The organism is Pseudomonas sp. GW821-FHT11D10, from assembly GCF_058808435.1.
This window is the reverse complement of sequence record NZ_JBXARR010000011.1, coordinates 155,791-181,910: the sequence shown is the minus strand read 5'-3', so window position 1 is coordinate 181,910 and position 26,120 is coordinate 155,791. Positions and strand designations below refer to the sequence as shown.

General features: G+C 60.5%; 26 protein-coding genes. 11 read left to right on the top strand and 15 right to left on the bottom strand.

The window, feature by feature from the left end:
- Window positions 1–143 precede the first annotated feature (143 nt).
- Window positions 144–512 (top strand): PilZ domain-containing protein, encoded by a 369-nt coding sequence (locus AC1RT4_RS26670; RefSeq protein WP_493089037.1) that lies wholly within the window; start codon window positions 144–146, stop codon window positions 510–512.
- Here the strand turns inward: AC1RT4_RS26670 and radA are convergent, their stop codons facing one another.
- Window positions 513–1,880 (bottom strand): DNA repair protein RadA, encoded by a 1,368-nt coding sequence (gene radA / locus AC1RT4_RS26665; RefSeq protein ID WP_007950985.1) that lies wholly within the window; start codon window positions 1,878–1,880, stop codon window positions 513–515.
- Between the two features lie 143 nt (window positions 1,881–2,023).
- On the bottom strand, window positions 2,024–3,562 hold the full coding sequence (gene katB, locus AC1RT4_RS26660; RefSeq protein ID WP_493089035.1) for a catalase KatB: 1,539 nt from the start codon (window positions 3,560–3,562) through the stop codon (window positions 2,024–2,026).
- Between the two features lie 284 nt (window positions 3,563–3,846).
- Between katB and mscL the strand changes: the two genes are divergently transcribed.
- A complete protein-coding gene (gene mscL / locus AC1RT4_RS26655; protein WP_045121628.1) occupies window positions 3,847–4,260 on the top strand; it encodes a large-conductance mechanosensitive channel protein MscL in 414 nt (137 codons plus the stop codon).
- A gap of 32 nt (window positions 4,261–4,292) precedes the next feature.
- Here mscL and AC1RT4_RS26650 read toward each other — a convergent pair whose 3' ends face one another.
- A complete protein-coding gene (locus tag AC1RT4_RS26650) occupies window positions 4,293–5,069 on the bottom strand; it encodes a ferredoxin--NADP reductase (RefSeq protein ID WP_493089033.1) in 777 nt (258 codons plus the stop codon).
- A gap of 305 nt (window positions 5,070–5,374) precedes the next feature.
- On the opposite strand from AC1RT4_RS26650, the gene AC1RT4_RS26645 reads away from it, so the two are divergent.
- Both AC1RT4_RS26645 and AC1RT4_RS26640 read left to right on the top strand, forming a co-directional pair.
- Window positions 5,375–6,082 carry a LuxR C-terminal-related transcriptional regulator gene (locus AC1RT4_RS26645; RefSeq protein ID WP_493089031.1) on the top strand — a complete coding sequence of 236 codons (708 nt, stop codon included), beginning with the start codon at window positions 5,375–5,377 and terminating at the stop codon, window positions 6,080–6,082.
- 169 nt (window positions 6,083–6,251) lie between these two features.
- The gene (locus tag AC1RT4_RS26640; RefSeq protein ID WP_493089029.1) at window positions 6,252–7,376 is read left to right on the top strand and encodes a methyltransferase; all 1,125 of its coding nucleotides are present in this window, start codon (window positions 6,252–6,254) and stop codon (window positions 7,374–7,376) included.
- Between the two features lie 69 nt (window positions 7,377–7,445).
- Here AC1RT4_RS26640 and AC1RT4_RS26635 read toward each other — a convergent pair whose 3' ends face one another.
- From AC1RT4_RS26635 to AC1RT4_RS26625, 3 genes are read right to left on the bottom strand one after another with little or no spacing between them, the layout of a single operon-like run.
- Window positions 7,446–7,613 carry a DUF2474 domain-containing protein gene (locus AC1RT4_RS26635; RefSeq protein WP_007950992.1) on the bottom strand — a complete coding sequence of 56 codons (168 nt, stop codon included), beginning with the start codon at window positions 7,611–7,613 and terminating at the stop codon, window positions 7,446–7,448.
- 57 nt (window positions 7,614–7,670) lie between these two features.
- The gene (cydB, locus tag AC1RT4_RS26630) at window positions 7,671–8,678 is read right to left on the bottom strand and encodes a cytochrome d ubiquinol oxidase subunit II (RefSeq protein ID WP_085608716.1); all 1,008 of its coding nucleotides are present in this window, start codon (window positions 8,676–8,678) and stop codon (window positions 7,671–7,673) included.
- 3 nt (window positions 8,679–8,681) lie between these two features.
- On the bottom strand, window positions 8,682–10,118 hold the full coding sequence (locus tag AC1RT4_RS26625; RefSeq protein WP_262193910.1) for a cytochrome ubiquinol oxidase subunit I: 1,437 nt from the start codon (window positions 10,116–10,118) through the stop codon (window positions 8,682–8,684).
- A 400-nt stretch (window positions 10,119–10,518) separates the two neighbouring features.
- Between AC1RT4_RS26625 and AC1RT4_RS26620 the strand changes: the two genes are divergently transcribed.
- On the top strand, window positions 10,519–11,757 hold the full coding sequence (locus AC1RT4_RS26620; RefSeq protein WP_230733630.1) for an MFS transporter: 1,239 nt from the start codon (window positions 10,519–10,521) through the stop codon (window positions 11,755–11,757).
- Between the two features lie 5 nt (window positions 11,758–11,762).
- Here the strand turns inward: AC1RT4_RS26620 and AC1RT4_RS26615 are convergent, their stop codons facing one another.
- The gene (locus tag AC1RT4_RS26615; RefSeq protein WP_493089026.1) at window positions 11,763–12,314 is read right to left on the bottom strand and encodes a DJ-1 family glyoxalase III; all 552 of its coding nucleotides are present in this window, start codon (window positions 12,312–12,314) and stop codon (window positions 11,763–11,765) included.
- 67 nt (window positions 12,315–12,381) lie between these two features.
- Window positions 12,382–12,831: a DUF4879 domain-containing protein gene (locus tag AC1RT4_RS26610; RefSeq protein ID WP_493089024.1), complete on the bottom strand. Its 450-nt coding sequence runs from the start codon at window positions 12,829–12,831 to the stop codon at window positions 12,382–12,384.
- Between the two features lie 220 nt (window positions 12,832–13,051).
- On the opposite strand from AC1RT4_RS26610, the gene AC1RT4_RS26605 reads away from it, so the two are divergent.
- Both AC1RT4_RS26605 and trmA read left to right on the top strand, forming a co-directional pair.
- A complete protein-coding gene (locus AC1RT4_RS26605) occupies window positions 13,052–14,347 on the top strand; it encodes an NCS2 family permease (RefSeq protein WP_064599583.1) in 1,296 nt (431 codons plus the stop codon).
- Window positions 14,344–15,423: a tRNA (uridine(54)-C5)-methyltransferase TrmA gene (gene trmA, locus AC1RT4_RS26600; RefSeq protein ID WP_085747690.1), complete on the top strand. Its 1,080-nt coding sequence runs from the start codon at window positions 14,344–14,346 to the stop codon at window positions 15,421–15,423. Before AC1RT4_RS26605 ends, trmA begins: the two co-directional genes overlap by 4 nt.
- Window positions 15,424–15,478: 55 nt before the next feature.
- Here trmA and AC1RT4_RS26595 read toward each other — a convergent pair whose 3' ends face one another.
- A complete protein-coding gene (locus AC1RT4_RS26595; protein WP_493089021.1) occupies window positions 15,479–15,925 on the bottom strand; it encodes a hypothetical protein in 447 nt (148 codons plus the stop codon).
- The gene (locus tag AC1RT4_RS26590) at window positions 15,922–16,350 is read right to left on the bottom strand and encodes a hypothetical protein (protein ID WP_039771768.1); all 429 of its coding nucleotides are present in this window, start codon (window positions 16,348–16,350) and stop codon (window positions 15,922–15,924) included. The genes AC1RT4_RS26595 and AC1RT4_RS26590 overlap by 4 nt, the downstream gene beginning before the upstream one ends.
- 203 nt (window positions 16,351–16,553) lie before the next feature.
- On the opposite strand from AC1RT4_RS26590, the gene AC1RT4_RS26585 reads away from it, so the two are divergent.
- The 3 genes from AC1RT4_RS26585 (at window position 16,554) to AC1RT4_RS26575 (ending at window position 18,907) form a co-directional block, all read left to right on the top strand.
- Window positions 16,554–17,465: a LysR family transcriptional regulator gene (locus AC1RT4_RS26585; RefSeq protein ID WP_085608722.1), complete on the top strand. Its 912-nt coding sequence runs from the start codon at window positions 16,554–16,556 to the stop codon at window positions 17,463–17,465.
- Window positions 17,466–17,606: 141 nt separating this feature from the next.
- The gene (gene aroQ, locus AC1RT4_RS26580) at window positions 17,607–18,047 is read left to right on the top strand and encodes a type II 3-dehydroquinate dehydratase (RefSeq protein ID WP_011336043.1); all 441 of its coding nucleotides are present in this window, start codon (window positions 17,607–17,609) and stop codon (window positions 18,045–18,047) included.
- 5 nt (window positions 18,048–18,052) lie between these two features.
- The gene (locus AC1RT4_RS26575) at window positions 18,053–18,907 is read left to right on the top strand and encodes a shikimate dehydrogenase (protein WP_262193918.1); all 855 of its coding nucleotides are present in this window, start codon (window positions 18,053–18,055) and stop codon (window positions 18,905–18,907) included.
- Window positions 18,908–18,940: 33 nt separating this feature from the next.
- Here the strand turns inward: AC1RT4_RS26575 and AC1RT4_RS26570 are convergent, their stop codons facing one another.
- Together AC1RT4_RS26570 and quiC are read right to left on the bottom strand one after the other, a co-directional pair.
- Complete coding sequence (locus tag AC1RT4_RS26570; protein WP_007958797.1) at window positions 18,941–19,618, bottom strand: TetR/AcrR family transcriptional regulator; 678 nt, start codon at window positions 19,616–19,618, stop codon at window positions 18,941–18,943.
- Between the two features lie 102 nt (window positions 19,619–19,720).
- Complete coding sequence (quiC, locus tag AC1RT4_RS26565; protein ID WP_493089017.1) at window positions 19,721–21,622, bottom strand: 3-dehydroshikimate dehydratase QuiC; 1,902 nt, start codon at window positions 21,620–21,622, stop codon at window positions 19,721–19,723.
- Between the two features lie 273 nt (window positions 21,623–21,895).
- On the opposite strand from quiC, the gene AC1RT4_RS26560 reads away from it, so the two are divergent.
- Entirely contained in the window at window positions 21,896–23,233 is a 1,338-nt protein-coding gene (locus AC1RT4_RS26560; protein WP_273897747.1) for an MFS transporter, read from the top strand.
- Between the two features lie 60 nt (window positions 23,234–23,293).
- On the opposite strand, the gene AC1RT4_RS26555 is transcribed toward AC1RT4_RS26560, so the two are convergent.
- The 3 genes from AC1RT4_RS26555 to AC1RT4_RS26545 all read right to left on the bottom strand — a co-directional run bounded on the left by AC1RT4_RS26555 (window position 23,294) and on the right by AC1RT4_RS26545 (window position 26,118).
- Window positions 23,294–24,172: a DMT family transporter gene (locus AC1RT4_RS26555; RefSeq protein WP_493089014.1), complete on the bottom strand. Its 879-nt coding sequence runs from the start codon at window positions 24,170–24,172 to the stop codon at window positions 23,294–23,296.
- Window positions 24,173–24,238: 66 nt separating this feature from the next.
- Window positions 24,239–25,054 carry a sugar phosphate isomerase/epimerase family protein gene (locus AC1RT4_RS26550; protein ID WP_493089011.1) on the bottom strand — a complete coding sequence of 272 codons (816 nt, stop codon included), beginning with the start codon at window positions 25,052–25,054 and terminating at the stop codon, window positions 24,239–24,241.
- Between the two features lie 2 nt (window positions 25,055–25,056).
- Window positions 25,057–26,118, bottom strand: a complete 1,062-nt coding sequence (locus AC1RT4_RS26545; RefSeq protein WP_493089009.1) for a Gfo/Idh/MocA family protein — start codon at window positions 26,116–26,118, stop codon at window positions 25,057–25,059.
- Window positions 26,119–26,120 lie beyond the last annotated feature (2 nt).

Below are 26,120 nucleotides of genomic sequence, written 5' to 3'. Positions count from 1 at the left end.
GGGTGGACAAGAAAGACAGCCACCCCGAGTTTAGCGCTACTGGCGGCAAAGGCCATACCCCGACATTGGTCTAGACAGTCCATTCGTTGGCATCACCCCGCCCGTCGGGTCTATAGTCAGCTGACCTTCCTGAGGATTGCGCCATGAGCGAGCACCCGTCCGAGCGTCGCCGCTTCAAACGTATCGCGTTCGATGCCAGAACCGAATTGAGCCAGGGCGAGTACATCTGGCCGGTGAAGCTGATCGACCTGTCGCTCAAGGGATTGTTGATCGAGCGGCCCGAGCCCTGGCTGGGCAATCCCGAGCACGACTTTTTCGTCGACATTCACCTGAGCGAAGACGTGCACATCGAGATGGATGTGCAACTGGCTCATGAAGATCACGGCCAGCTCGGTTTCGTGTGCCGGCATATCAGCCTGGAGTCGATTCAGCGCCTGCGTCGCCTGATCGAACTCAATCTGGCCGACGAAACCGAACTGGAACGCGAGCTCGGGGCGCTGATAGACGTCTGATCACTCGAAGAGTGAATCCAGCGCCTGCTCCAGACGCGTCACCGCAATGATCTGCAAACCTGGCGGTGCTTCCTTCGGCGCGTTGCCCTTGGGCACGATCGCGCGCTTGAAGCCGTGCTTGGCGGCTTCCTTCAATCGCTCCTGACCGCTCGGCACCGGGCGCACTTCGCCGGACAGGCCGACTTCGCCGAACACCAGCAAATCATGGGGCAACGGACGGTTGCGCAGGCTCGACATGACGGCCGCCATCAACGCCAGGTCAGACGCGGTTTCCAGCACCTTCACCCCGCCGACCACGTTGAGGAACACGTCCTGATCGTGGGTCGGAATGCCGCCGTGACGGTGCAGCACCGCCAACAGCATCGCCAGACGATTCTGATCCAGACCCAGCGTGACCCGGCGCGGGTTGGCCAGATGGCTGTCATCCACCAGCGCCTGGACTTCCACCAGCATCGGCCGGGTGCCTTCCCACGTCGCCATCACCACACTGCCCGGGACTTCTTCCTGAGCGCGGGTGAGAAAAATCGCCGACGGGTTGGAGACTTCTTTCAGGCCCTTGTCAGTCATGCCGAACACGCCAAGTTCGTTGACCGCACCGAAACGGTTTTTCACCGCCCGCAGCAAACGCAACCGACCGTCGGACTCGCCTTCGAAATACAGCACGGTATCGACCATGTGCTCCAGAACGCGCGGACCCGCCAATGCGCCTTCCTTGGTCACGTGGCCGACCAGGAAAATCGCCGTACCGCTTTGCTTGGCGTAACGCACCAGCAACGCCGCACTCTCGCGTACCTGGGACACGCCGCCCGGTGCCGATTGCAGTTGTTCGGTGAAAATCGTCTGGATCGAGTCGATCACCATCACCTTGGGTTTTTCCTGGCGGGCGGTGGCGATGATGGTTTCGATGCAGGTTTCGGTCATGACCCGCAGTTGATCCTGCGGCAGGCCCAGGCGACGTGCGCGCATGGCGACCTGTTGCTGGGATTCCTCACCGGTGACGTACAGCGCCGGCATGCTCTTGGCGAGGTTGCACAGGGTCTGCAAAAGGATCGTCGATTTGCCGATGCCGGGGTCGCCGCCGATCAGCACCACCGAACCGTCCACCAGACCACCGCCGAGCACTCGGTCGAGCTCACCGGAGGCTGTGGAGAAACGCGGAATCTCTTCGATGCTGACTTCGGCCAGAGTCTTGATCTGGGCTTGTTGCCCGGCCCAGCCGGTACGCCCGCTCGGGGCGGCGGCACCGCCGCTCTCGACCATGGTTTCGGTCAGGGTGTTCCAGGCGCCGCATTCGCCGCACTGCCCGGCCCACTTGGGAAAGGTTGCGCCGCACTCGGTGCAGCCGTACATGCGCTTGGCCTTGGCCATCTGAACCCCCGGCAAAAACCGCGATGATAACGCAGCCATCGCCGATGAGCGCGGCGCGGCGGTACGGATTTCCCCGCTGGCCAGACGCGCGGCGCTGCTGCCGGTCAATCCCCGACAATTGCCGGGGCTTGAAAGGGTCGCTGTCAGTCGACCAGTTTGGCCGCCAGGGCCTTGACCCGATCCAGGTCACCCTTGGCCACTTTGGTCACACCGGTGCCGTATTCCGGATCCGCCTTATAGAGGAAGGACAGCATGATGTGCTTGCTCTCGTCGTCGGCGCCCGCCAGCGAACCGCCAAAGCTCTCGATCAGATCCTGGCGTTCCTTCTTGCTGAACGAGCGATACAGATCACCGGCCTGCCTGAAGTTCTGCTCGCGCTGAATCTTCGCCTGTTGCGTGCTGCCCTGCAGCTCGGTCTGGCTGTATCGCGCACCCGGTGTCTCCTCACGCGGTTGCAGACGGCTTGGCTGATAGTTGACGCCCGACGTGCTCGCACCGGCATTCATCGCGCCATCCTGATTGCCATTGTTGACGGCGGTTTGGGCAGCATTGATCGGCAATTGCAGGGCGTTGGCGCCCAGGCGATACATTTGCGTATCGGCATAGGCAAATATCCGGCCTTGCAGCAGACGGTCTTCCGAGGGCTCGATGCCCGGTACAACATTAGAAGGCGCCATGGCCACTTGCTCGGTTTCCTGGAAGACATTCGCAGGATTGCGGTTCAGCACCATTTGTCCAACTTTTCGCTCTGGAACACCTGGCCAGATCTTGGTTGCGTCAAGAGGATCGAAGTCAAACTTGGACAAGTCTTGCGAATTCAAGACTTGAATGTACAAGTCCCACTTCGGAAAGTTGCCTTTGTGAATGTTTGCTACCAAGTCGTGAGTCATGTGGCTGTAGTCGCGACCCTGAACTTTCTCAACTTGTTGCGGATCGAGATTCTTGATGCCCTGCAAACTTTTCCAGTGAAACTTCACATAGTGCACATCCCCCTTGGCATTGACCAACTTGTAAGCGTGCACACTGTTGCCGTCCATCTCCCGATAACTGGCCGGTGTTCCCGAATTGGAATACAACTCGGTCAATGTGCGGGTGGCTTCCGGTACATGGGAGAAGAAGTCGAAACGGCGCGAGTCATCGTCAAGGTTAGTACGCGGATCGGGCTTGAAGGCGTGCACCATGTCCGGGAACTTGATCGCATCGCGGATGAAGAACGTCGGGAAGTTGTTGCCCACCAGATCCCAGTTACCATCGGCGGTGTAGAACTTGGTCGCGAAACCCCGTGGGTCACGCAGGGTTTCCGGAGAATGGTTGCCATGAACCACCGCCGAGAAACGCACGAACACCGGCGTGACCTGGCCAACAGAGAACACCTTGGCCTTGCTCAGATCGCTCAGGTCGTTGGTCGCGGTGAACACGCCATGTGCACCGGTACCGCGAGCATGCACGACGCGCTCGGGAATGCGTTCGCGGTCGAAGCGTTGCAGCTTCTGGATCAGTTGCACGTCCTGCAACAGCACCGGGCCGCTGGCGCCGGCGGTTTGCGAGTTCTGGTTGTCGCCGACCGCCGCACCGTTGTCACGGGTCAGGGGGGCGGCGTTCACGGAAAGGGTCAACAGGCTGGCGGCCAATACACCAACGGTGCGACGGGGAATAACCCCTGAACCAAGTGTGGAATTCATTTCAGGTTCCTCTGTTTTTTTGAGGCCATCCAGGTGCGCCAGACAGAGGCTAGAAGCTCGATTCGCCAAACCTAAATAGAAAGATCGCAACGCCGTGATTGAATATTTTTTCTTCAGGATCAGCGGCTTGCAGCGTATTCCGCGCGCGATTAGTGGCACTTTGCAAACTAATTGCGGGTTGGTGTGTCGATAAAAACGGGCTTTGTAAGAAGGTGTTGCGCGCAGGACGCGTTATGCTGATTTACACTGCGTACACCAAACTCATCTGTAACAAGGAAATAACTATGGGCGTGCTCAGCGAGTTCAAGGCCTTCGCGGTCAAAGGCAATGTGGTCGACATGGCCGTCGGTATCATCATCGGCGCCGCCTTCGGCAAGATCGTTTCGTCGTTCGTCGGCGACGTGATCATGCCCCCAATCGGCCTGCTGATCGGCGGGGTGGATTTCAGTGACCTGGCCATTACGCTGAAAGCCGCCGAGGGCAATGCCCCTGCGGTGATGCTGGCGTACGGTAAATTCATCCAGAGCATTCTTGACTTCGTGATCGTCGCCTTCGCGATTTTCATGGGCGTCAAAGCCATCAACCGCTTGAAGCGCGAAGAAGCCGTGGCGCCTACCTTGCCGCCGGTACCGACCAAGGAAGAAGAACTGCTGGGCGAGATCCGCGATCTGCTCAAGGCCCAGAACAACCGGCCTTGAAGACTGAAACGGCGCCTGAGGGCGCCGTTTTCTTACCAGTAGTTTTCCACCGCCACCTGTCCCGGTCGCCGGGTCAGACTCAAAGCCATGCCCCGCTGCTTGAGCAAGGCACGGGTGTCATCGATCATCTGTGGATTACCGCAGAGCATGACCCGCGAGTGCGCCGGGGTCAGCTCGACGCCTGCCACTCTCTCCAGCTCGCCATTTTCGATCAGGGTAGTGATGCGACCGTTGAGGGCGCCGGCATACAGTTCACGGGTGACCACCGGAATAAACTGGAATTTATGCGCATATTCAGTCAGGTAATCGCGCTGCGTGAGCTCGGCGATCAGCGATTGATAGGCCAGTTCCCGCGCCTCCCGCACGCTGTAGACCAGGATGATCCGCTCAAACTTCTCCCAGACCTCGAAGTCCTGAAGGATCGACAGAAACGGTGCCACCCCCGTGCCTGTGGATAACAGCCAGAGATCGCGGCCATCGATGAAGCGATCCAGCGTCAGATAACCAAAGGCCTGGCGCTCGATCAGCAAGGTATCCCCGGCTTTCAGCCGGCTCAGTTCACTGGTGAATTCGCCACCCGGCACCACGATGGAAAAGAATTCAAGAAACTCGTCGAACGGCGAAGACACCATCGAGTAGGCGCGCCACACCGTACTTCCATCCTCGCGCGTCACGCCGATCCGGGCAAATTGTCCGGCACGGAAGCGGAAACCAGCATCCCGCGTGGTACGTAGCGTGAACAGGTTCGGAGTCAGTGGCTGCACATCGAGCAGTGTCTGGCGGCTGAATTTTTCGCTGCTGGCGGTCATAGATTTACTCCATCAACAATGACTCAAGTGTTACGCATTAGTCCTTGCGGGAACACCGACAGTTTGTAATGACATTTCACAGTGCCATCACTTTGAAATAATCAACCAATGAGCGTGAGCATTAAAGATCTTTATATGAACATTTACATATAAAATCCGATTATGGATATTCCCTATAAACCCCCTATTCAAGAGCAAAAAAATTTAAACACTTTGTAGGAAGCGTCCTACACTGGATTTCGTGTCTGCGATCCTGGATCCAAGTTAGACACCCCCGCGAAATTGCTCCTCGGAGAATATTAAAAATGGAAAGGTGGAAGGAGTACCAGATAAGACAGCTGACGGGCGCGAAGGAAATCGAAAAAGCATTCCCGATATTGAGAACATTTGCCAATAACATAGGTTTCCAGTTTTGCGGCATTCAAGTCTCGCGACCTGAGTCCCCGTCATTCAAACCGTTCTATATCAATAACTTCACTAAAGCGTGGAACGACGAATATGAGAACAACTACAGTAAGGATGACCCAATAACATCATACTGCCACCAATCCATGTTGCCATTTCTCTGGAGCAGTAAAGCCTTCTCGAAAGCACCGCAAATGTGGAATGCACTTCGAAATCACGGAGGGGAACATGGCTGGTCACAATCGTATATCAGTGAGGAAAACGACCTGTGCTGCACAATCAGCCTGGCACGTACCCACTGCGAAATCTTCGCACTGGAGCTGTACGATCAATACGGCATCATGCATTTCATCACGCAGCACTTGAGTGAAATGTTCGTCCATGCACTCCCGCCAATGCCGGCCAAACCGCCCCCCGTGCGGTTGTCTACTCGAGAGCTGGAAATTGTCAGGCTGTGCGCCTATGGCAAGACTGCCTGGGAAATCGGCCAGATTCTGAATGTGGCCGAGCGGACCGTGAACTATCACATCAAAAACCTGATGGTTAAGTTCAACGCGTGCAACAAGATGTCAGCCATCGTCAAGGCTTCCAAGCTTGGTTTCCTCTAAACCGTGCTCAATCACAGCACTGAAATCAGACGAGTATTGCCAACAAAAAAAAAGTACCATTCGCAGCCTTCCAGAGTGATGTCGTGAGCCTTCACGTCGCTGTGCACTCGGTTGGTTCTGCCGCCCCCAGACCGCAGAACACCCTTCGCTTAGCCAGAGTCCCCGCCCCATGCCTTTGCTCGACACCCCCTTCGCCCAGCTTGATCTGATCCGTCAGCCCGAACAGCAGAACGAACCGCTGCAAGCCTTCGATGCGGCCGACGAATACCTGCTCAATCATCTGGCCGAACAGAATCTGCCGATCGAGACACGGGTTCTGGTGCTCAACGACAGTTTCGGCGCGCTGGCCATCAGCCTGTCAGGCAAAGTGCAGGTCAGCACCAGCGGCGATTCGTTCCTGGCGTTTCAGGGGCTGGAAAAAAACCTGCTGCGTAATGGCCAGGCGTTTGATGCTCTTCGCGGTGTTCCTGCCAGCGAGCCGTTGGTCGGGCCGTTCGACCGAGTGCTGATCCGCGTCCCGAAAACTCTGGCATTGCTGGAAGATCAACTGATTCGCCTGCAAGGCCAATTGGCGCCCGACGCACAAGTGGTAGCAGCGGCGATGGTCAAGCATTTGCCCCGCGCCGCCGGTGATCTGCTGGAACGCTATATCGGCCCGGTTCAGGCTTCGCTGGCGGTGAAAAAGGCCCGACTGCTGATCGCCACGCCCGAGGCCAAGGCACCGGCCGTCTCGCCCTACCCGACCCGCTATCGCCTCGACGAGCCGGCCATCGAACTGCTCAACCACGCCAACGTGTTCTGCCGTGAAGGGCTGGACATCGGCACCCGCGCCTTCCTTCCGCACCTGCCGAAAAACCTCGGCTCTGCGCGGGTCGCCGATCTTGGCTGCGGCAACGGCGTATTGGCCATCGCCAGCGCCCTGCAAAACCCCGACGCGCATTACACCCTGGTGGACGAATCGTTCATGGCCGTGCAATCGGCGGCTGAAAACTGGCGCGCGGCGCTGGGTGAGCGTGAAGTGATCGTGCGCGCCGGCGACGGTCTGGCCGGTCAGGAAGCGCAATCGCTGGACGTGGTGCTGTGCAACCCGCCATTCCACCAGCAACAGGTGGTCGGCGACTTCCTCGCCTGGCGCATGTTCCAGCAGGCCCGCGAAGCGCTGGTCGTCGGTGGTGCGCTGTACATGGTCGGCAACCGTCACCTGGGTTATCACAGCAAACTGGCGCGGCTGTTCCGGGGTGTCGAGCAGGTCGCGGCCACACCGAAGTTCGTGATCCTCAAGGCGCGCAAATAACCCGGGCAAAAAAAACCCTCCGGTCGGAGGGTCAAAAATCCGTGCCGCAAGGCAGCGGGATGGGAAGTCTCAATGCGTGGTCAGACCTGCTGCATTCATGAACATGCGCATCAGGCTGGCGACGATGAACAGTGCACCGACGCTGCCGACCCAGATCATGGCCAACCAGCCAAGCCGCTGCCACAGCGGCTTTTTTTCGGCTTCTTCAATGTCGTGCAGGGAATGTTTGCCGGTCATGCTTGCATCCTCCGGTTGAGGGAGATGGCGCCGCGGTCGGCGCCATCGTGATCACCATTAGTGATAACCGTCTTCGTGGGTGACCTTGCCGCGGAACACGTAGTAGCTCCAGAAGGTGTAACCCAGGATGAACGGGATGATGAACAGCGTGCCGACCAGCATGAAGCCCTGACTTTGCGGCGGTGCGGCGGCGTCCCAGATCGAGATCGACGGCGGCACAATGTTCGGCCACAGGCTGATGCCCAGACCGCTGTAGCCGAGGAAGATCAGCACCAGCGTCAGCAGGAACGGCATGTAGTTGGCATTACGCGCCACTGCGCGAATCAGACCGTACATCGTCACCAACACCAGAATCGGCACCGGCATGAACCAGAACAGATTCGGCATGCTGAACCAGCGCGTCGCAATTTCCGGGTGGGCCAGCGGCGTCCAGAGACTGACGACGCCGATCACCGCCAACAGCACGAAGGCCAGAGGGCGCGCCAGGTTATGCATCTGTTCCTGAAGCTTGCCTTCGGTTTTCATGATCAGCCACGTGCAGCCGAGCAAGGCATACGCCACCACCAGCGCGGCACCGCAGAACAGCGTGAACGGCGTCAGCCAGTCCAGTGAGCCGCCGGCGTATTGCCGGTTGACCACGGGCAAGCCGTCGATGAACGCACCCAGTGCCACGCCCTGGAAGAACGTCGCCGCCACCGAACCACCGATGAACGCCTTGTCCCACAGGTGACGCTTGTCGTCCTTGGCCTTGAAACGGAACTCGAACGCCACGCCGCGGAAAATCAACCCGATCAGCATGAAGATCAGTGGCAGGTACAGCGCCGACAGCACCACCGAATAGGCCAGCGGGAACGCGCCAAACAAAGCCGCGCCGCCCAGTACCAGCCAGGTTTCATTGCCGTCCCACACCGGGGCGACGGTGTTCATCATGACGTCGCGGTCGGTCTTGCCGGGGATGAACGGGAAGAGAATCCCGATCCCCAGGTCGAAACCGTCCATGACCACGTACATCATGATCCCGAAGATGATGATCACGGCCCAGATCAGCGGAAGATCAATACCCATGATTCAAATCTCCTTGGTCAGGCTGCGGTCGTGTTCGGCGCCATCGTCGTCGGCAGCGGACAACGGACGGGCCGGCGTGCGTTTCTGGCCAGGACCACCGTCGTTGGTTTCCTTGCCTTCGTCGGTCTTCGGCCCTTTGCGCACCAGGCGCATCATGTAGCCCAGCCCCGCACCGAACAGCGCGAAATACACCACCACGAACATGATCAGCGTGATGCTCATCTGCATGAAACTGTGGTTGGACGACGCATCCGCCGTGCGCATCAGCCCGTAGACCACCCACGGCTGACGACCGATTTCAGTGGTGAACCAGCCCGCCAGGATCGCGATCAGACCGGACGGCCCCATCCACAGCGCCAGGTACAGGAACGGCCGTGAGGTGTAGAGCGTGTCGCGCTTGCGCAGCCACAGGCTCCAGAGGCCGGTGAAGATCATCAGGAAGCCGAGGCCGACCATGATCCGGAACGACCAGAACACGATGGTCGAATTCGGCCGGTCTTCCGGTGGGAATTCCTTCAGCGCCGGGACTTGCTTGTCCAGCGAGTGCGTCAGGATCAGGCTGCCGAGGTACGGGATCTCGACCGCATACTTGGTTTTCTCTTCCTTCATGTCCGGCCAACCGAACAGGATCAGCGGGGTCGCTTCGTCGCCATGGTTTTCCCAGTGGCCTTCGATCGCAGCGATTTTCGCTGGCTGATGCTTGAGGGTGTTGAGGCCGTGGAAGTCACCGATGACCGCCTGAATCGGCGCAACGATCAACGCCATCCACATCGCCATCGACAACATGGTGCGGATCGCCGGGTTGTCCTTGCCGCGCAGCAAGTGCCAGGCCGCCGAGGAGCCGACGAAGAACGCCGTCGCGACGAACGCCGCCGTCGCCATGTGCATCAGGCGATACGGGAACGACGGGTTGAAGATGATTGCCAGCCAGTCGGTCGGGATCACTTGGCCGTTGACGATCTCGAAGCCCTGCGGCGTCTGCATCCAGCTGTTGGAGGCGAGAATCCAGAAGGTCGAAATCAGCGTGCCGATAGCCACCATTACCGTGGAGAAAAAGTGCAGCTTGCGCCCGACCTTGTTCCAGCCGAACAGCATCACACCGAGGAAACCGGCCTCGAGGAAGAACGCCGTAAGCACTTCATACGTCAGCAACGGGCCGGTGACTGAACCGGCGAAGTCCGAGAAGCGGCTCCAGTTGGTGCCGAACTGGTAGGCCATGACCAGGCCCGAAACCACGCCCATGCCGAAGTTGACGGCAAAGATCTTCGACCAGAAATGGTAGAGGTCACGGTAGGTATCGTTGCCGGTTTTCAGCCACAGGCCTTCCAGCACCGCGAGATAACTCGCAAGACCGATGGTGATCGCCGGGAACAGGATGTGGAACGAGATGGTGAACGCGAACTGAATTCGGGCGAGATCTAGTGCCTCTAAACCGAACATAAGCTTTCCTCTATCAGATAACGGTTCCAAGACTGGCGGCCTTGGACCACTGCCCCCACGGGTATGGAGTGCGGCGAACTCGGATTCGTTCTTCTTTTTACAGGCATCGCGACGCAGGGAGTCTGCCGACGGGTCACGGATCAGTTCCGGGAGGGGTCTTGATCTGGATCAATCAACGTTGAAAGAGTAGTCCCATTTCCGACGGGGAACCGCGTGGTCTTTTGCCGCGTGACAAGTTGCCTCACAGCCTTGGCAACGCCCTGAAATACATCCTTGGCCGGGTTCGGTGTCCGGGTACGAAAAAATCGATGTCTGGCTAACTAAATTTTTTGTCATAGCAACTTCCTGTTACAGACTGGTGATAATCTCGCGGTTCCCCTCCATCAAGACCGGCCCGCAAATGCCCAGCCAAGAGCCCTTGCTGTTACGTCACCACCGCCCCTTTCTTGCGTTCTGGTTTGCCCGGATCTTCACCGCCAGCGGTTTTCAGATGCTCACCGTGGCGATCGGCTGGAATCTCTATCAACTGACCGGCAATGTGCTCGACCTGGGTCTGGTCGGGCTGGTGGAATTCGCTCCACGCGTATTGTTCATGCTGCACACCGGCCACGTTGCCGATCGCTACGACCGGCGCAAGGTCGCGGCGATCTGCCAGTCGTTGCAGGCCTTGATCGCCCTGGCACTGGCCATCGGCAGCGCCACCGAGCATGTCACCCGGGAAATGATCTTTATTCTGGCGTTCCTGCTGGGCGCTGCGCGCTCCTTCGAGATGCCGACCACCCAGGCGCTGCTGCCGAGCATCGTGCCCAGCGCACTGTTCCCGCGGGCCGTCGCCGCCGCGCAGTCGGCGCAGCAATCGGCCACCATCGTCGCCCCGGCGCTCGGCGGTCTGCTCTATGCCTTCGGCAGCGTGTGGGTCTATGGCCCGACGGTCATTCTGTATGTCATCGCCTGCACGCTGATGCTCAACCTGCCTGCACGGCAAACCCCACTGAACAAGGGAAAGGCGACGCTGGACTCGTTGCTGGCGGGGATTCGCTTCATTCGCAGTCGCCCGGATATTCTCGGGGCGATTTCGCTGGATCTGTTCGCCGTATTGCTCGGCGGCGCCACGGCGCTGTTGCCAGTGTTCGCCAAGGACATTCTGCTGACCGGGCCATGGGGGCTGGGGCTGCTACGTTCGGCACCGGCGGTCGGCGCGTTGATGATGTCGTTGTTCCTGGCGCGGTTTGCCGTTGAGCGAAACGTCGGTCGGGTGATGTTCACTGCCGTCGGCGTATTCGGTGTTGCCACTATCGCCTTCGGTCTGTCGACCTCGTTCTGGTTCTCGCTGGCGGTGCTGGTGGTGCTCGGTGCGGCGGACATGATCAGCATGGTGATCCGCGCCTCGTTCGTACAACTGGAAACCCCGGACGAAATGCGCGGCCGGGTCAGCGCGGTGAACGGCCTGTTCATTGGCGCCTCGAACCAGTTGGGTGAATTCGAATCCGGTCTCACCGCCCACTGGTTCGGCACCGTGCCGGCAGTAGTGATGGGCGGCATCGGCACGCTGGTGGTGACCGGAACCTGGATCAAACTGTTCCCGACCCTGGCCAATCGCGACCGGATGCATGTGCCGGTGGAAGAGGTGAAGGCTTGACCCTCTCAGGCTAATAACTCCCCCGCTACCTTCGCTCTGACGGCCTTGCCCGCCAGTTGCTCGACCAGTGTCAACGCAAATGCCAGCGCGGCACCGGAACCCTGGGCGGTGATGCAATTGCCGTCGACCACCACCGGTTGATCGACAAACGTGCAACCGGAGAGGTTATGGCTGGTGGCGGGCAGGCAGGTCATGCGGCGTTGACGTAATACACCGAAGCTTTGGAGGGCGACCGCCGGAGATTCGGCGATGGCGGCGAAAAGTCGTCCGGCGCTGGCTTGATCCTTTAGCAATTGCTGCAAGGGCTGGTGCGCGGCCAGGTGTTGTGCGCCGACAGCGCCGCCGGGCAGGACGATCAGATCGAAAGTCTGGGCCAGCACATCAATGAGCATGCCGTCGGCGGTCAGTCGCGTGCCTCGCGCGCAGGTCAGCATGCGCCGGCCTTCAATGCTGGCCGCCACCACTTCGATGCCGGCGCGGCGCAGCACGTCGATCAGGGTCACGCATTGCAGATCATCGATGCCCTCGGCGAGGGTAATCAGGGCTCTAAAGGTCATGGGCGCCATCCGCTGGGTGATCTTTAAAGCGTAGTCAGCTTTGCCCTGACCTGTTCGGCGACAGCCGTTACTTGATGTAAAGCTGGGTCGACATCGTGTTGCGCGGGGCGTTGATCGACGTATTGCTGAAAGTAAAGGTGCCTTCCTGACGAGTCGCCAGATCGAAGGTGTACAGCGAACCGACGGTTTTCGCGCCTGGCGTGCATTCGGTCAGGTTGCCGTTATCGAAGGCACAGACCGGACTCCGGGTGCCGTTCACTTCAAAGCCATCCAGTGCAGCCTGAGGCTGGCTCTGGCCGTAGCCGATTTCCAGCACATACACCTTGATGCCCGGCGCGCTGTGATCGCAGCGGGTCTGCACCTGGCCATCGGTAATGTCTTCGAGCCCGCAGGACGCCGACTGAACCTTGATGACTTTCACCTCGCTCAATGGCGGTGCCGACGCCGCGAGTGCCGCCGGTACACCGGCCAGCAGCAAGGCCATCAGTCCAGCGCTCTTCATCCAACCCTTGTTCATGCGATCCATCCCCGAAAAAACAGCGCGCAGTATGGCGTACTTGGCCGTGGTGCAAAACTTCGCCGACGATCGACACCAACATCCGCCATCTTCCTCACGCTGCTGGTATGATGCGCGGCTTTTTCCGGCCCACCACAATTTTCCAGGCGCTTGCGACGGTCTGTGCTTTGCTGTTGAGGTCGATACATTCACGGCGCCACGCGCGCCACGGGGAGCAGACATGCTGGAAAGGCTGTTTCAACTCAAGGCACACAACACCAACGTGCGGACCGAGATTCTCGCGGGCGTCACGACCTTCCTGGCCATGGCCTACATTCTGTTCGTCAACCCGAGCATCCTCGGCGAGACCGGCATGGACAAAGGCGCGGTGTTCGTCGCCACGTGTCTGGCAGCCGCCATCGGCTCCACGGTCATGGGCCTGATCGCCAACTACCCGATCGCTCTCGCACCGGGCATGGGCCTGAACGCCTTCTTTACCTACACCGTCGTGCTGCACATGGGCCACACCTGGCAAGTGGCGCTGGGCGCGGTGTTCATTTCAGCCGTGTGCTTCTTCCTGCTGTCGATCTTCCGCATCCGTGAATGGATCATCAACAGCATCCCGCTGCCACTGCGCTCGGCGATTGCTGCTGGTATCGGCCTGTTCCTGGCGCTGATCGCCCTGCACAACGCCGGTATCGTGGTCAGCAACCCTGCGACCATGGTCGGCCTCGGTGACCTGAAGCAACCGGCCCCGATCCTCGCCACCCTCGGTTTCGCCCTGATCGTTGCCCTTGAAGCCCTGAAAGTGCGCGGCGCGGTGCTGATCGGCATTCTCGCGGTGACCATCGTCTCGATCGTGATGGGCTTCACCCCGTTCGGCGGCGTGACTTCGATGCCACCTTCGCTGGCCCCGACCTTCCTGCAACTGGACATCAAGGGCGCACTGGATATCGGTCTGGTCAGCGTGATCTTCGCCTTCCTGTTCGTTGACCTGTTCGACAACTCCGGCACCCTGATCGGCGTCGCCAAGCGCGCCGGCCTGATGGGCAAGGACGGCCACATGCCGAAGATGGGCCGTGCGCTGATCGCCGACAGCACCGCCGCAATGGCCGGCTCGCTGCTGGGCACCTCGACCACCACCAGCTACATCGAATCCGCTGCGGGCGTGAGTGCCGGCGGCCGCACCGGCCTGACCGCCATCGTCGTCGCGATCCTGTTCCTGCTGGCGCTGTTCTTCTCGCCACTGGCCGCCAGCGTGCCGGCCTTCGCTACCGCTCCAGCGCTGCTGTTCGTCGCCGTGCTGATGACTTCCGGCCTGGCGGAAATAGACTGGGAAGACATCACCGTCGCCGCGCCGGTCGTGGTCACCGCCCTGGCGATGCCTTTCACCTATTCCATCGCCAACGGCATCGCCTTCGGCTTCATCGCCTGGACTGCGATCAAACTGCTGTCCGGCCGCGCCCGTGAGCTGAACCCGGCGCTGGTGATCCTGTCGATTCTGTTCGTGATCAAGCTGGGTTGGTTCAACGCATGACTTTTGATTCCCAGGCCTACGCCGCACAACTCGAAGACAAGGTCACGCGCTTGCGTGACCTGCTGGCCCCGTTCGATGCACCGGAGCCAACGGTGTTCGATTCGCCGTTGCAGAACTTCCGCCTGCGCGCCGAATTCCGCCTGTGGCGCGAGGGCGGTGAGCGGCACTACGCGATGTTTTCCCAGGACGACAAGCGCACGCCGATCCTGATCGAGGAATTCCCGATCGCCAGCCTGCGCATCAACCAGTTGATGCCGCAATTGAAAGCGGCCTGGCAGGCCAGCGCGGCGCTGAGCCACAAGCTGTTTCAGGTGGAGTTTCTGACCACCCTGGCCGGCGACGCGATGATCACCCTGTGCTATCACCGTCCGCTGGACGAGCACTGGCATGCGGCGGCCACCAAACTGGCGGCGGACCTGGGCGTCAGCATCATTGGCCGTTCCAAGGGCAAGCGCGAAGTGCTCGGCCTCGATTACGTGGTCGAGAAGCTCGACGTTGGCGGTCGCACGTTCAGCTATCGCCAGCCGGAAGGCGCGTTCACCCAACCGAACGGCACCGTGAACCAGAAGATGCTCAACTGGGCATACGAAGCACTGGGCGATCGCAGCGACGATCTGCTGGAGCTGTACTGCGGCAACGGCAACTTCACCCTGCCGCTGGCAACCCGCGTGCGCAAAGTGCTGGCCACCGAAATCAGCAAGACCTCGGTCAACGCCGCGTTGAGCAACCTCGCCGAAAACGCTGTGGATAACGTCACTCTGGTGCGCCTGTCCGCCGAAGAGCTGACCGAAGCCCTGAACGAAGTTCGCCCGTTCCGTCGCCTGCACGGCATCGACCTGAAAAGCTACGAGTTCGGCAGCGTGTTCGTCGACCCGCCACGGGCCGGCATGGACCCGGACACCTGCGAACTGACCCGTCGCTTCGACAACATCCTGTACATCTCCTGCAACCCGGAGACGCTGGCGGCCAACATCGCCCAACTGCACGACACGCACCGCATCACCCGCTGTGCGCTGTTCGACCAGTTCCCGTGGACCCACCACATGGAATCCGGCGTGCTGCTGACCCGGCGTTGATCGCAGGCTCCAGATACAAGAAAGCCGTCCTGAGCGACGGCTTTTTTGTGCCTGTTCATGGCACGGGATCGATCTTGCGCGGGCGCCCGCCCTTCCTGCCATTGGCCCGTGCAGCTTCGGCTTTCGCGGTGCTGCTCTGACGGCCATTGCGCGAAGCGATCACCGAGGCGGCCATGGCCATCAACGGCTGGCTGGCGGAGATCATGCCGGCGATGGAAACCTGCAGATCCTTGCCGTCGTGGCACAGCGCGGTGCCGGCAAAGCCGACGTTCAATCCGCTGAAGTCTTCCGGTTCGAAATCATCGAATTCGCGGTAGAGATTCACTGGAAGCAGCACGCCACTGTCGTCCTCGAAGTGAATCACCAGGCACGGTTTCTGATAGGCCACCGACACGGCTTGCAGGCTGCTGCGTCGGCGCAGCCCTCCCCGCTCAACAGCTTCATCGAGGCGCTTTTCCGTTACCGGTCGATCCGCATGCAAACCGGCTTTTACTGTTTTCATAGTTCGATCTCCACACCTTCCTGAGCACCAACCAGGGCCAGCAGGGTTTTGTTTTCTTCTGGTTCGTAATACGCCGATCCGATTCTGAAGGTTGCTCCGGTGACTTCGCGCATGACAGCCACTTCGTTCGAGTCCCCGTCCCACCATTGATTATCGAGACACGCCGTCTGCAAACGAGTCCACCAGATCCGGCGAGCCCGCCGCAGATGAACGGTTTCACGGAGCGACTGCCGTAGCCCTTCAAGCACTGCAATCGGTGGCCGACGCGACAGCGGCACCACATCCCATAACTCCACGCCGTTGTGCCAGAAGCTGAATTTGAAGCGGGCACTCCATGCACCTGAATCGACATGCGCATGGGGAGGGCAATGTTCGTCTCGCAGCATGATCACTACCGACAATCCCTTGTAACTGCACACTTTCATGCTAACCCATCCGTTAGGTTAAAGAGTTTCGAAAACTGCCATTCCCTGACAATTCCGACCATCGGCTCGCTGCCTTCAATGGTCATTACGTTTTCGAGCCTAGTGCGGGATTCAGGAAAGCCGCGCGCAAAATGGTAAGCAGTTCTTTCGCAGCGGCCGCGCATTTGCTACATACGAAGACTCACTCCCCGGTGTAATCAATCATGCAGCGACACTTCGACGATCTTCAGCTGGGCAGCATCGAGTTGTTTTGCCTGGCCGCCGAGTGCGGCAGTTTCACCGGCGCGGCGCAGGCGGCTTCGGTGACGCCGGCAGCGGTGAGCCGCTCGGTATCACGCATGGAGGAACGCCTGGGCGTGCGGCTGTTTGCACGCACCACCCGCAGCGTGAAACTGACCGACAGCGGCCGTCGCTACTACGAAGAATGCAGCCAGGCGCTGGCGCAACTGGTCGAGGCGCAACGGGAAGTCATGGGCCAGCAGCAGGAACCGTCCGGCACCCTGCGTATCAGTATTCCTACGACTTACGCCCATCATCGGATCCTGCCGCTGCTGCCGGCCTTTCGCGCGCGCTTCCCGCAGGTGAAGGTCGACATGCACATCAGCAACCGCAACATCGACTTCGTCGGCGAGGGCTACGACATGGCGATCCGCGTGCGGGCGATTCCCGATTCCGGCCTGATCGCCCGCCATCTGGAGGATGCGGCGCTGGTGATGGTCGCCAGCCCCGATTACCTCAAGCGTGCCGGCACGCCGCAGACCCTGGAAGATCTCGAACAGCACGAGTGCATCCAGTACGAGTTGCCCAGCAGTGGGCGGCGGATCACCTGGCTGTTTTACGACGAAGACGCGCCACGGGAAATCCTCGCCGAGGGCAATTTCTGCTGCTCGGACGATGTGCTCGGTGGCGTGACCCTGGCCAGGCACGGTGCCGGGTTGTTCCAGACCTATCGCTTCATCGTCGAAAAAGAACTGGCCGACGGCTCGCTGATAGAAGTGCTCAAACCCTACAGCGGACGCTCGCGACCGTTCACCTTGTTGTACCCGCAGAATCGCCACATGCCGCTGCGCGTCAGGGCTTTCATCGATTTTCTGGTCGAGCAGTTGCCGCACTGATTAACGCCTGTGTGCGATCACCGCACACAAAACAGGGCAGTCGATGCTGAGCAATTGATTAAAGTAACCATCTAGTACAATTTAACTCCACAGGTCGAAACCCTCGGCCCAAGCCAAAAACAATAAGTGGAGTTTGCCCCCATGCCCCCTATCGTTCTGGTGCTCAACGGCCCGAATCTGAACCTGCTCGGCACCCGTGAACCGGCGACCTACGGTCACGAAACCCTGGCCGACATCTCTGCCCTGTGCGGGCGCGCCGCCGAAGAGTTCGGCCTGGCCGTGGAGTTTCGCCAGACCAACCACGAAGGCGAACTGCTCGACTGGATTCACGGCGCCCGCCAGCGCTGCGCCGGCATCGTCATCAATCCGGCCGCCTGGACTCACACCTCGGTAGCGATTCGCGATGCCCTGGTTGCCAGCGAATTGCCGGTGATCGAAGTGCACCTGTCCAACGTCCACGCCCGCGAGCCGTTCCGTCATCACTCGTTCGTCTCGGCCATCGCCACGGCGGTGATGTGCGGCTTCGGCAGCCACGGTTATCGCCTGGCTCTGGAACATTTCAGCCAGCGGCTGAAGGGGTGATCCGCATGAACCGCAACAACGTGATACTCGCCGGGCTGATCGGCGCCGGCATCCAGGCCTCCCGCACCCCGGCGCTGCATGAACACGAAGGCGACGAACAGGGTCTGCGTTACCTGTACCGGCTGATCGATCTCGATCAACTGCAACTGGACAGCAACGCCCTGCCCGACCTGCTGCTGGCCGCCGAACGCATGAACTACACCGGGCTGAACATCACTTTCCCGTGCAAGCAGGCAATCATTCCGCTGCTCGATGAGCTGTCTCCCGAAGCCCGAGGCATCGGCGCCGTGAACACGGTGGTGCTGAAGGACGGCAAACGCGTCGGCCACAACACAGATTGCCTGGGTTTCGCCGAAGGTTTTCGTCGCGGCCTGCCAGACGTCGCACGCGAACGTGTAGTCCAGATGGGCGCCGGTGGCGCAGGCGCGGCAGTGGCCCACGCCTTGTTGAGCGAAGGCGTACAGCAACTGAGCATTTTTGATGTGGACGTCGAACGCGCCGAAAGTCTGGCCAACAACCTCAACCAGCATTTCGGCGCTGGCCGCGCGGTTGCCGGGCATGATCTGGCGAGCACACTGAGTCAGGCGAATGGCCTGGTAAACACCACGCCGATGGGCATGGCCAAACTGCCGGGCATGCCCGTGCCGACGGAATTGCTGCGACCCGAGTTGTGGGTGGCGGAGATCGTATATTTCCCGCTGGAAACCGAACTGCTGCGCAACGCCCGCGCCTTGGGTTGCCGAACCCTGGATGGCGGGAACATGGCAGTGTTTCAGGCAGTGAAGGCGTTTGAGCTGTTCAGCGGCAAGGTGCCGGATGCGCAGCGGATGCTCGCGCATTTTCAAAGCATGAATGGATAAAACCGTGAGGGGGCGACGCCCCCTCGACTTCGATCACGCCTGCAGGTAGCGCAGCACCGACTCGCAAATCATCTCGCGATGACGCTGCTTGATGCTTTCGTCCGGCAGGTCGATCTGAAAGATCTCACCGAACGTGTGGCGGTTCGACACGCGATAGAAGCAGAACGAACTGATCAGCAGATGCACGTCCAGCGCGTCGAGCCCGGCGCGGAACACCCCTTCTTCAGCACCACGACGCAGAATCTCGCCCAGTGAATCAAGGATGGTGTTGTTCATCGCCTTGATCGCGTCGGAACGCTTCACGTACTCGGCGTTGTGGATGTTTTCGATGCTGACGATCCGCACGAAATCAACGTTGCGATCGTGGTGATCGAAGGTGAATTCCACCAGACGCCGGATCGCTTCCACCGGCGGCAATTCGGCCAGGTGCAGACGATTCTCGGTGCTGCGGATATCACCGTAGAGCTTCTCCAGCACCTCGACGTACAACTGCTCCTTGCTGCCGAAGTAGTAATAGATCATGCGCTTGGAGGTGTGGATGCGCTCGGCGATCGCGTCGACGCGAGCACCGGACAGCCCCTGCTGGACGAACTCGACGATCGCCTCCTGCAGGATATTCTCGCGGGTCTTTTCCGGGTTGTTCTTGCGACTTTTGCGCGGCTCTACCGCGGGTAGAACGGGGGCTGCGGAAAGTTCTGAAGTCATCGTCATTGCGGGCTCACGGCCATCACTGCACAGGCTGGCGATTATGGGCCGCGCGCCCCAGTGAAGGAAGCCGCGCGACCCGTGTTTAATCCCGCGTTTACGAATTTCCTACAACTTCGCCTGGCGAACCGCGCCACTGCGTGATTTGGCCATTGCCGCCAGCCGCACCGCGACGTTGGCCGCGCCATAACCGGCGTAACCGTTCTTGCGCTGGATGATCTCGAAGAAGAAGCGCCCCTCGAACGGCTCGGTGTAAACGTGGAACAACTCGCCGCCCTGCGCGTCGCGGTCGTACAGCACGTTGTAATACGCCAGCTCGCTGAGAAACTCGTCATCGAAATCGAAGCGCGCCGCCAGGTCGTCGTAATAGTTCAGCGGGATGTCCAGCAGCGGCACGCCCGCCTCTTTCGCCCGGCTGACTTCGGCGAAGATGTCGTCGCAATCGAAGGCGATGTGATGCACCCCGGAACCGCGATAACTCGACAGCGCGTGTGAGATTGCGGTGTTGCGGTTCTCGGAAATGTTCAGCGGCAGACGGATCGAACTGTCGCGGCTACGCAGCGCGCGACTCTTCACCAGCCCGTAAGGATCCGGCAGCACCACTTCGTCATCGGCCTCGAAATCCAGCAGGCTCTTGTAGAACAGCACCCAGCTGTCGAGGCTGTCTGCCGGCAGCGCCATGGCCATGTGGTCGATTCGCTTGAGGCCGCCGCGCGCTACCGCATCCGGCAGCAGATTGAAGTCGGTGCCGTAGACATCCGCCTCCTGATCCACCAGATAAATCAGGCTGCCGTCCGGCGCACGCACCGCCGCCAGCTCCAGCTCGTTGGGGCCGACCAGTCCGCGATACGGCTGACCTTTATAAGCAACGGCCCGGGCCAGCGCGCTGGCGCTGTCCTTGACCCGCACGGCGGTGGCGCAGAGCGACGGGCCGTGGGCCTCGAAAAAGCTGTGGCCGAACGAATAGGGTTCAGAGTTGAGGATCAGGTTGATATCGCCCTGACGCAGCAGGCTGACGCTCTTGGAACGATGCTGGCCGGCCTTGACGAACCCCAGCCGTTCCAGCCAGTTCGACAGCTTGGCGCCGAGGCTTTCATCCACGGCGAATTCAAGAAACTCGATGCCGTTGTATTCGCTGGCCTTCGGCGTTTCGAAGAGGATTTCGCGGTTATCCACAGGACGGATGTCCTGCTCAAGACGCTGACGGGTTTTCTCCTCCAGGTACAGCAGCGAACGCAGACCATCGGCCGCATTGGCCCGAGGCGGCGCGGCGCGGAAGCCGTCGTTGAAGATTTCCAGCGACAACGGCCCGGTGTAACCACTCTGAATGATCGGTGCGAGGAAGCCCGGCAGATCGAATTCGCCCTGCCCCGGGAAGCAGCGGAAATGCCGGCTCCACTCCAGCACGTCCATCGCCAGGATCGGCGCGTCGGCCATCTGCACGAAGAAAATCTTGTCGCCGGGAATTTCGGCAATCGCCCGTGGATCGCCCTTGAGCGACAAGGTGTGAAAGCTGTCGAGCAACACGCCGAGGGCCGGGTGATCGGCCTGGCGCACGATGTCCCAGACCTGTTGATAAGTATTGACGTGACGGCCCCAGGCCAGCGCTTCATAACCGATGCGCAGGCCACGGGCGCCGGCGTGTTCAGCCAAAAGGCGCAGGTCGTCGATGAGGATCTGTTGCTCGCCGATACTGTCGGGGGAGGCGTTGCTGCAGACCAGCACCAGGTCGGTGCCCAGTTCCTGCATCAGGTCGAACTTGCGCTCGGCCCGCTCCAGATTGCGCTCCAGGCGATCGCGGCGGCAGCCTTCGAAATCGCGGAACGGCTGAAACAGCGTGATGGCGATTCCGAGGTCGGCGCACATCTGCCGGATTTCCCGGGGGCTGCCGTCGTAATACAGAAGATCGTTCTCGAAAATCTCCACCCCGTCGAACCCGGCGGCGGCAATGGCTTCGAGTTTTTCCGGCAGGGTTCCGCTCAAGGAGACGGTGGCAATGGATCGCTGCATGTTTCAACTCCCGGTGGAGACGTCGGCTACGAAAATTGCGCCGCTTTTATAGGGTGAGCGAATTATTGGTCCCGGTTTATCATTGAGCAATTTAAAGTGTACTACCCGGTTAGTTTTGCGTGCGATTATCGAACACAATGCCGGTTTGGCGAATTGACGATTTTTCGTCCACTGCCCAACATCCATCTCACCTTGAGTCCGGAACTGAACCACCGGTCGCAGCGTGCACAAAAAAAGCACACCAAATAACAAATCCAAAAACGGGTGGAACACATGATTCCTTCACAGACTTCCCGCATGGCTCCGGCCATGAGCACTGCCACGGGTGGCATCGGCGACAAGATCCGCGGCGCCATGGCTGTCGGCAAGACCCGTTGGGGCATGCTGGCGCTGGTGTTTTTCGCCACCACCCTGAACTACATCGACCGCGCCGCCCTCGGCGTCATGCAGCCGATCCTCGCCAAGGAAATGAGCTGGACGGCGATGGACTACGCCAACATCAACTTCTGGTTTCAGGTCGGCTACGCGATCGGCTTCGTGCTGCAAGGACGGCTGATCGACCGGGTCGGCGTCAAGCGCGTGTTCTTCTGCGCGGTGCTGCTCTGGAGCCTGGCCACCGGCGCCCACGGCCTGGCGACCTCGGCAGTGGGCTTCATGGTCTGCCGGTTCATCCTCGGCCTGACCGAAGCGGCGAACTACCCGGCCTGCGTGAAGACCACGCGCCTGTGGTTCCCGGCTGGCGAACGTGCAGTGGCCACCGGCATCTTCAACGCCGGCACCAACGTCGGCGCGATGTTCACCCCGATGCTGCTGCCGCTGATCCTTCACGTGTGGGGCTGGCAGGCCGCGTTCCTGTGCATGTCGGCACTGGGCGGGATCTGGCTGCTGTTCTGGGGCCTGAAGTATTTCAACCCGGAAGATCACCCGAGCGTTAAACAGTCGGAGCTGGAATACATCCAGAAAGAAGTCGAACCGGAACAGGCCCGCGTGCCGTTCTCGAAAATCCTGCGGATGCGCGGCACCTGGGCCTTCGCCCTCGCCTACTCGCTGACCGCTCCGGTGTTCTGGTTCTACCTGTACTGGCTGCCGCCGTTTCTCAATCAGCAATACAACCTGGGCATCAACGTCACCCAGATGGGCATTCCGCTGATCATCATCTACGTCACCGCCGACTTCGGCAGCGTGGGCGGCGGGATTCTGTCTTCGTTCCTGATCGGTCGCGGCATGAACTCGATCAAGGCGCGGCTGCTGTCGATGTTCCTGTTCGCCTGCTGCATCATCGGCGTGGTGATGGCCGCCGGCTCCGCCAACCTGTGGGTTGCAGTCGCCGCCATCTCCCTGGCCATCGGCGCGCATCAAGCCTGGACGGCGAACATCTGGAGCCTGGTGATGGACTACACGCCCAAGCACATGATGAGCACGGTGTTCGGTTTCGGCGGCATGTGCGCGGCGATCGGCGGGATGTTCATGACCCAGATCGTCGGCCACATCCTGACCGTCACCAATAACAACTACACCGTGCTGTTCACCCTGATTCCAGCCATGTACTTCATTGCCCTGACCTGGATGTACTTCATGGCACCGCGCAAGATTCCTACCGTCACCGAGTAGCCCTTCAATACTGAGAAGCCTTCCTGCACCGACCGGCCTGATTTCAGGCCGGTCACGTTTTCAGCGCCGGCTCTGCTGCCACGCTGCCGCCAGCCCGCTGCAACAGATCACCGCGATCCCGATCACCGTCATCAGGGTCGGCGTGTGAGCAAACAGCAACCAACCCAACAGCCCCGCAAACACGATCTGGCAATAACCGAACGGCGCCAGCAACGCCGGTGCGGCATGGCGGAATGCCTGGGTCAAAAACAGGTGCGCGGTCATTCCGCAACTGCCCAGCGCCAGCATCAACAGCGCATGCCCCAGACTCGGCACCTGCCAGAAGAACGGCACCAGCGCACTCATCGCCAGCGTGTTGCACAACCCGGCGAAAAAGTTGCTGGTAGTCGGGCTGTCGATTTCCGCGAGCTTGCGGGTGAGCAACTGATAGAAGCAGAAAAACAGCGCCGAGCAGAATGGCAACAGAATTGCCGGAGTAAACAAGTCACCGCCCGGATGGACGATGATCAGCACACCGATGAACCCGCACACCACCGCGATCCACTGACCGCGCGTCACCCGCTCCTTGAGCAGCGGCACCGACAGCGCCGTCACCAGCACCGGCGCAAGAAAGTTGACCGCCGTGGCCTCGGCCAGCGGGATGTACAGCAACGCCGTGGTGAAAAACAGGCTGGTGCCCAACAGGCACAACGCCCGCGCCAACTGCCACAACGGGCGTTTGGTGCGCAGCACCCGCAGCCCGGACTGCGGCAGGAAAATCCCCGCCATCAGCAGCGTGTGCACCAGATACCGCGCCCACACCACCATGACGATCGGATAAAAACCCGAAAGGTATTTCGACAGCGCGTCGTGGCTGGAGAACAGGAAGGTTGCCACGACAATCAGCAAGATCCCCTTGAAGGGTTGGTTGACGCCGGAAAGCGGAGTGCTGACGGTCATTGGCTCTCTCTGAATGAAAAATAAACGGTGACGAGGACGCGTGCGCCCTCGCCCCTTGAAGCAAACTTAAAGCCGGGCCAACAATTCCCGTGTCCGGTCGATCGCCATTTGCGCCCGCTGCAAACCACTCACGCCCTGCTCCAGCAATTTGACCGTGGGAATTTCCAGACTCAGGGGAAGGTTAGCCGGAAGACTGCGCAACAAGCCGCTCAAGTCACAATCGCCCTCGCCGGGAAACCGTCGTTCATTGCGGGCCTGACGCAAGATCTCGGCCATGTCCGTCGGCCTCGGCCCGGCAACATCGCACAACTGTGCATAGCGCAGCCGCGAGGCTGGCACACCGGCCAGATCTTTCAGCCGCGATCCGGAACGGTCGAAGTGAAACGCATCGACCAGCACCGCTCCGTTTTCGCGCCTGGCGTTGTCGACGATGCGCAACGCCTGCTCGAGATTGCGCGCATCGGTCCACGGCATGAACTCCAGATGCGGATGCAAACCGTAGGGCGCCGCCAGATCGCAGAGCGTCGCAAAATTATCGGTGAGCCGCTGTTCGTCGGGATCGTTACCGGCGACCAGCAACTCACTGGCACCGAACTCCGCGCCGACGCTGAGCAGCTGCTCGAAATCCGCAACCACTGTCTGCGGTTTCAAACGCAGGATTTCCACGTCCAGCACGCCGATCCCGGTGTCACGCAAACGCGCCAGGGTCTGACGCCGCAAACCGCCATCGGCTACCAACGGGAAGTGATATTCCTCGGGTGTCGCCGGTTCAAGCCGCAGGCCGACATGGCTGTAACCGGCACGGGCCGCGACCTCGACCATGTCGGGTGGCGACAGCTCCAGCACGGTCAGGCTGGCCAGGGACAGAATTCGTTCGCTCATGTTCAGGCCTCGATCTGCGCTGGTTCGGTGGCGCGACCGCTCGCCGCTGCTTCACGGATGGCCTCGACCAGCGCCAGGGTGCGGGCAGCGTCGGCGGCACTCACCAGCGGTTCAACCTCCCGTCGTGCGACGCGGACGAAATGCTGCAACTGCAACCGCAGCGCTTCGTCAGGGGTGAACGGTTCGTCGACCGACAGCATCGGTTCATGCCACCCGGCGTCCACCTGATCAGCGCTGTATTGCCAGCGCTTGAGTTGCGGAATGCTCAAGGCACCGGCCGTTCCCGCCAGCAAGTAACAAGGCTGATCGGCCTGACGCGGATAGGCCGGGTTCTCCCCGGAGTTCAACTCCCAGCTCCACGGCGCCGCCACCGCATCGGATCCGGTCAGGCTGCCCAGCGCTCCGCCATCGAATTGCAGCAGAATCGCCGCGCTGTCTTCATTGGCGAAACCGCGCACCGAACGGTCGGTGATCGCCTGCACCGAACGTACTTCGCCGCACAGATGACGCAGCAGATCGAGGTCGTGGATCAGATTGGTCAGCAGCATGCCCGCGCCCTCTTCGCGCCGCCACGCGGTTTCAAAATAGTGGTCGGGTTTGCGCAACTGGAACAACGCAGTCACCAGCGTCAGCCGCCCCAATGCTCCGCCCTTGACCAGTTCATGGGCCCGCACGATCAACGGATTGTGCCGCCGATGATGACCGACCAGCACCGGCACGCCGCTGCGCTTCACCGCCGCCACCAGTTCCCGCGCCTCATCCAGGTTTACGCCCACCGGTTTTTCCAGCAACACCGGAACACCAGCGGCGAGGCAATCCAGCGCAGTGCTGACGTGCTGATTATTCGGATTGGCGACGATCACTGCGTCTGGCCGGTTCTGCTCCAGCATCTGACGGTGATCGGCAAAATGCGCCACACCCCACTCCGCCGCCAGGGCCGGTGCCTGAGGGCCGGGATCAGCCACGGCGCATAACGTGGCCTCAGTGAGATTTTTCAGGTGCCGGTAATGTTGCTGGCCCATGTTACCGGCGCCGATCAAGGCGATTCGAAGGGGCGGGTTCAAGG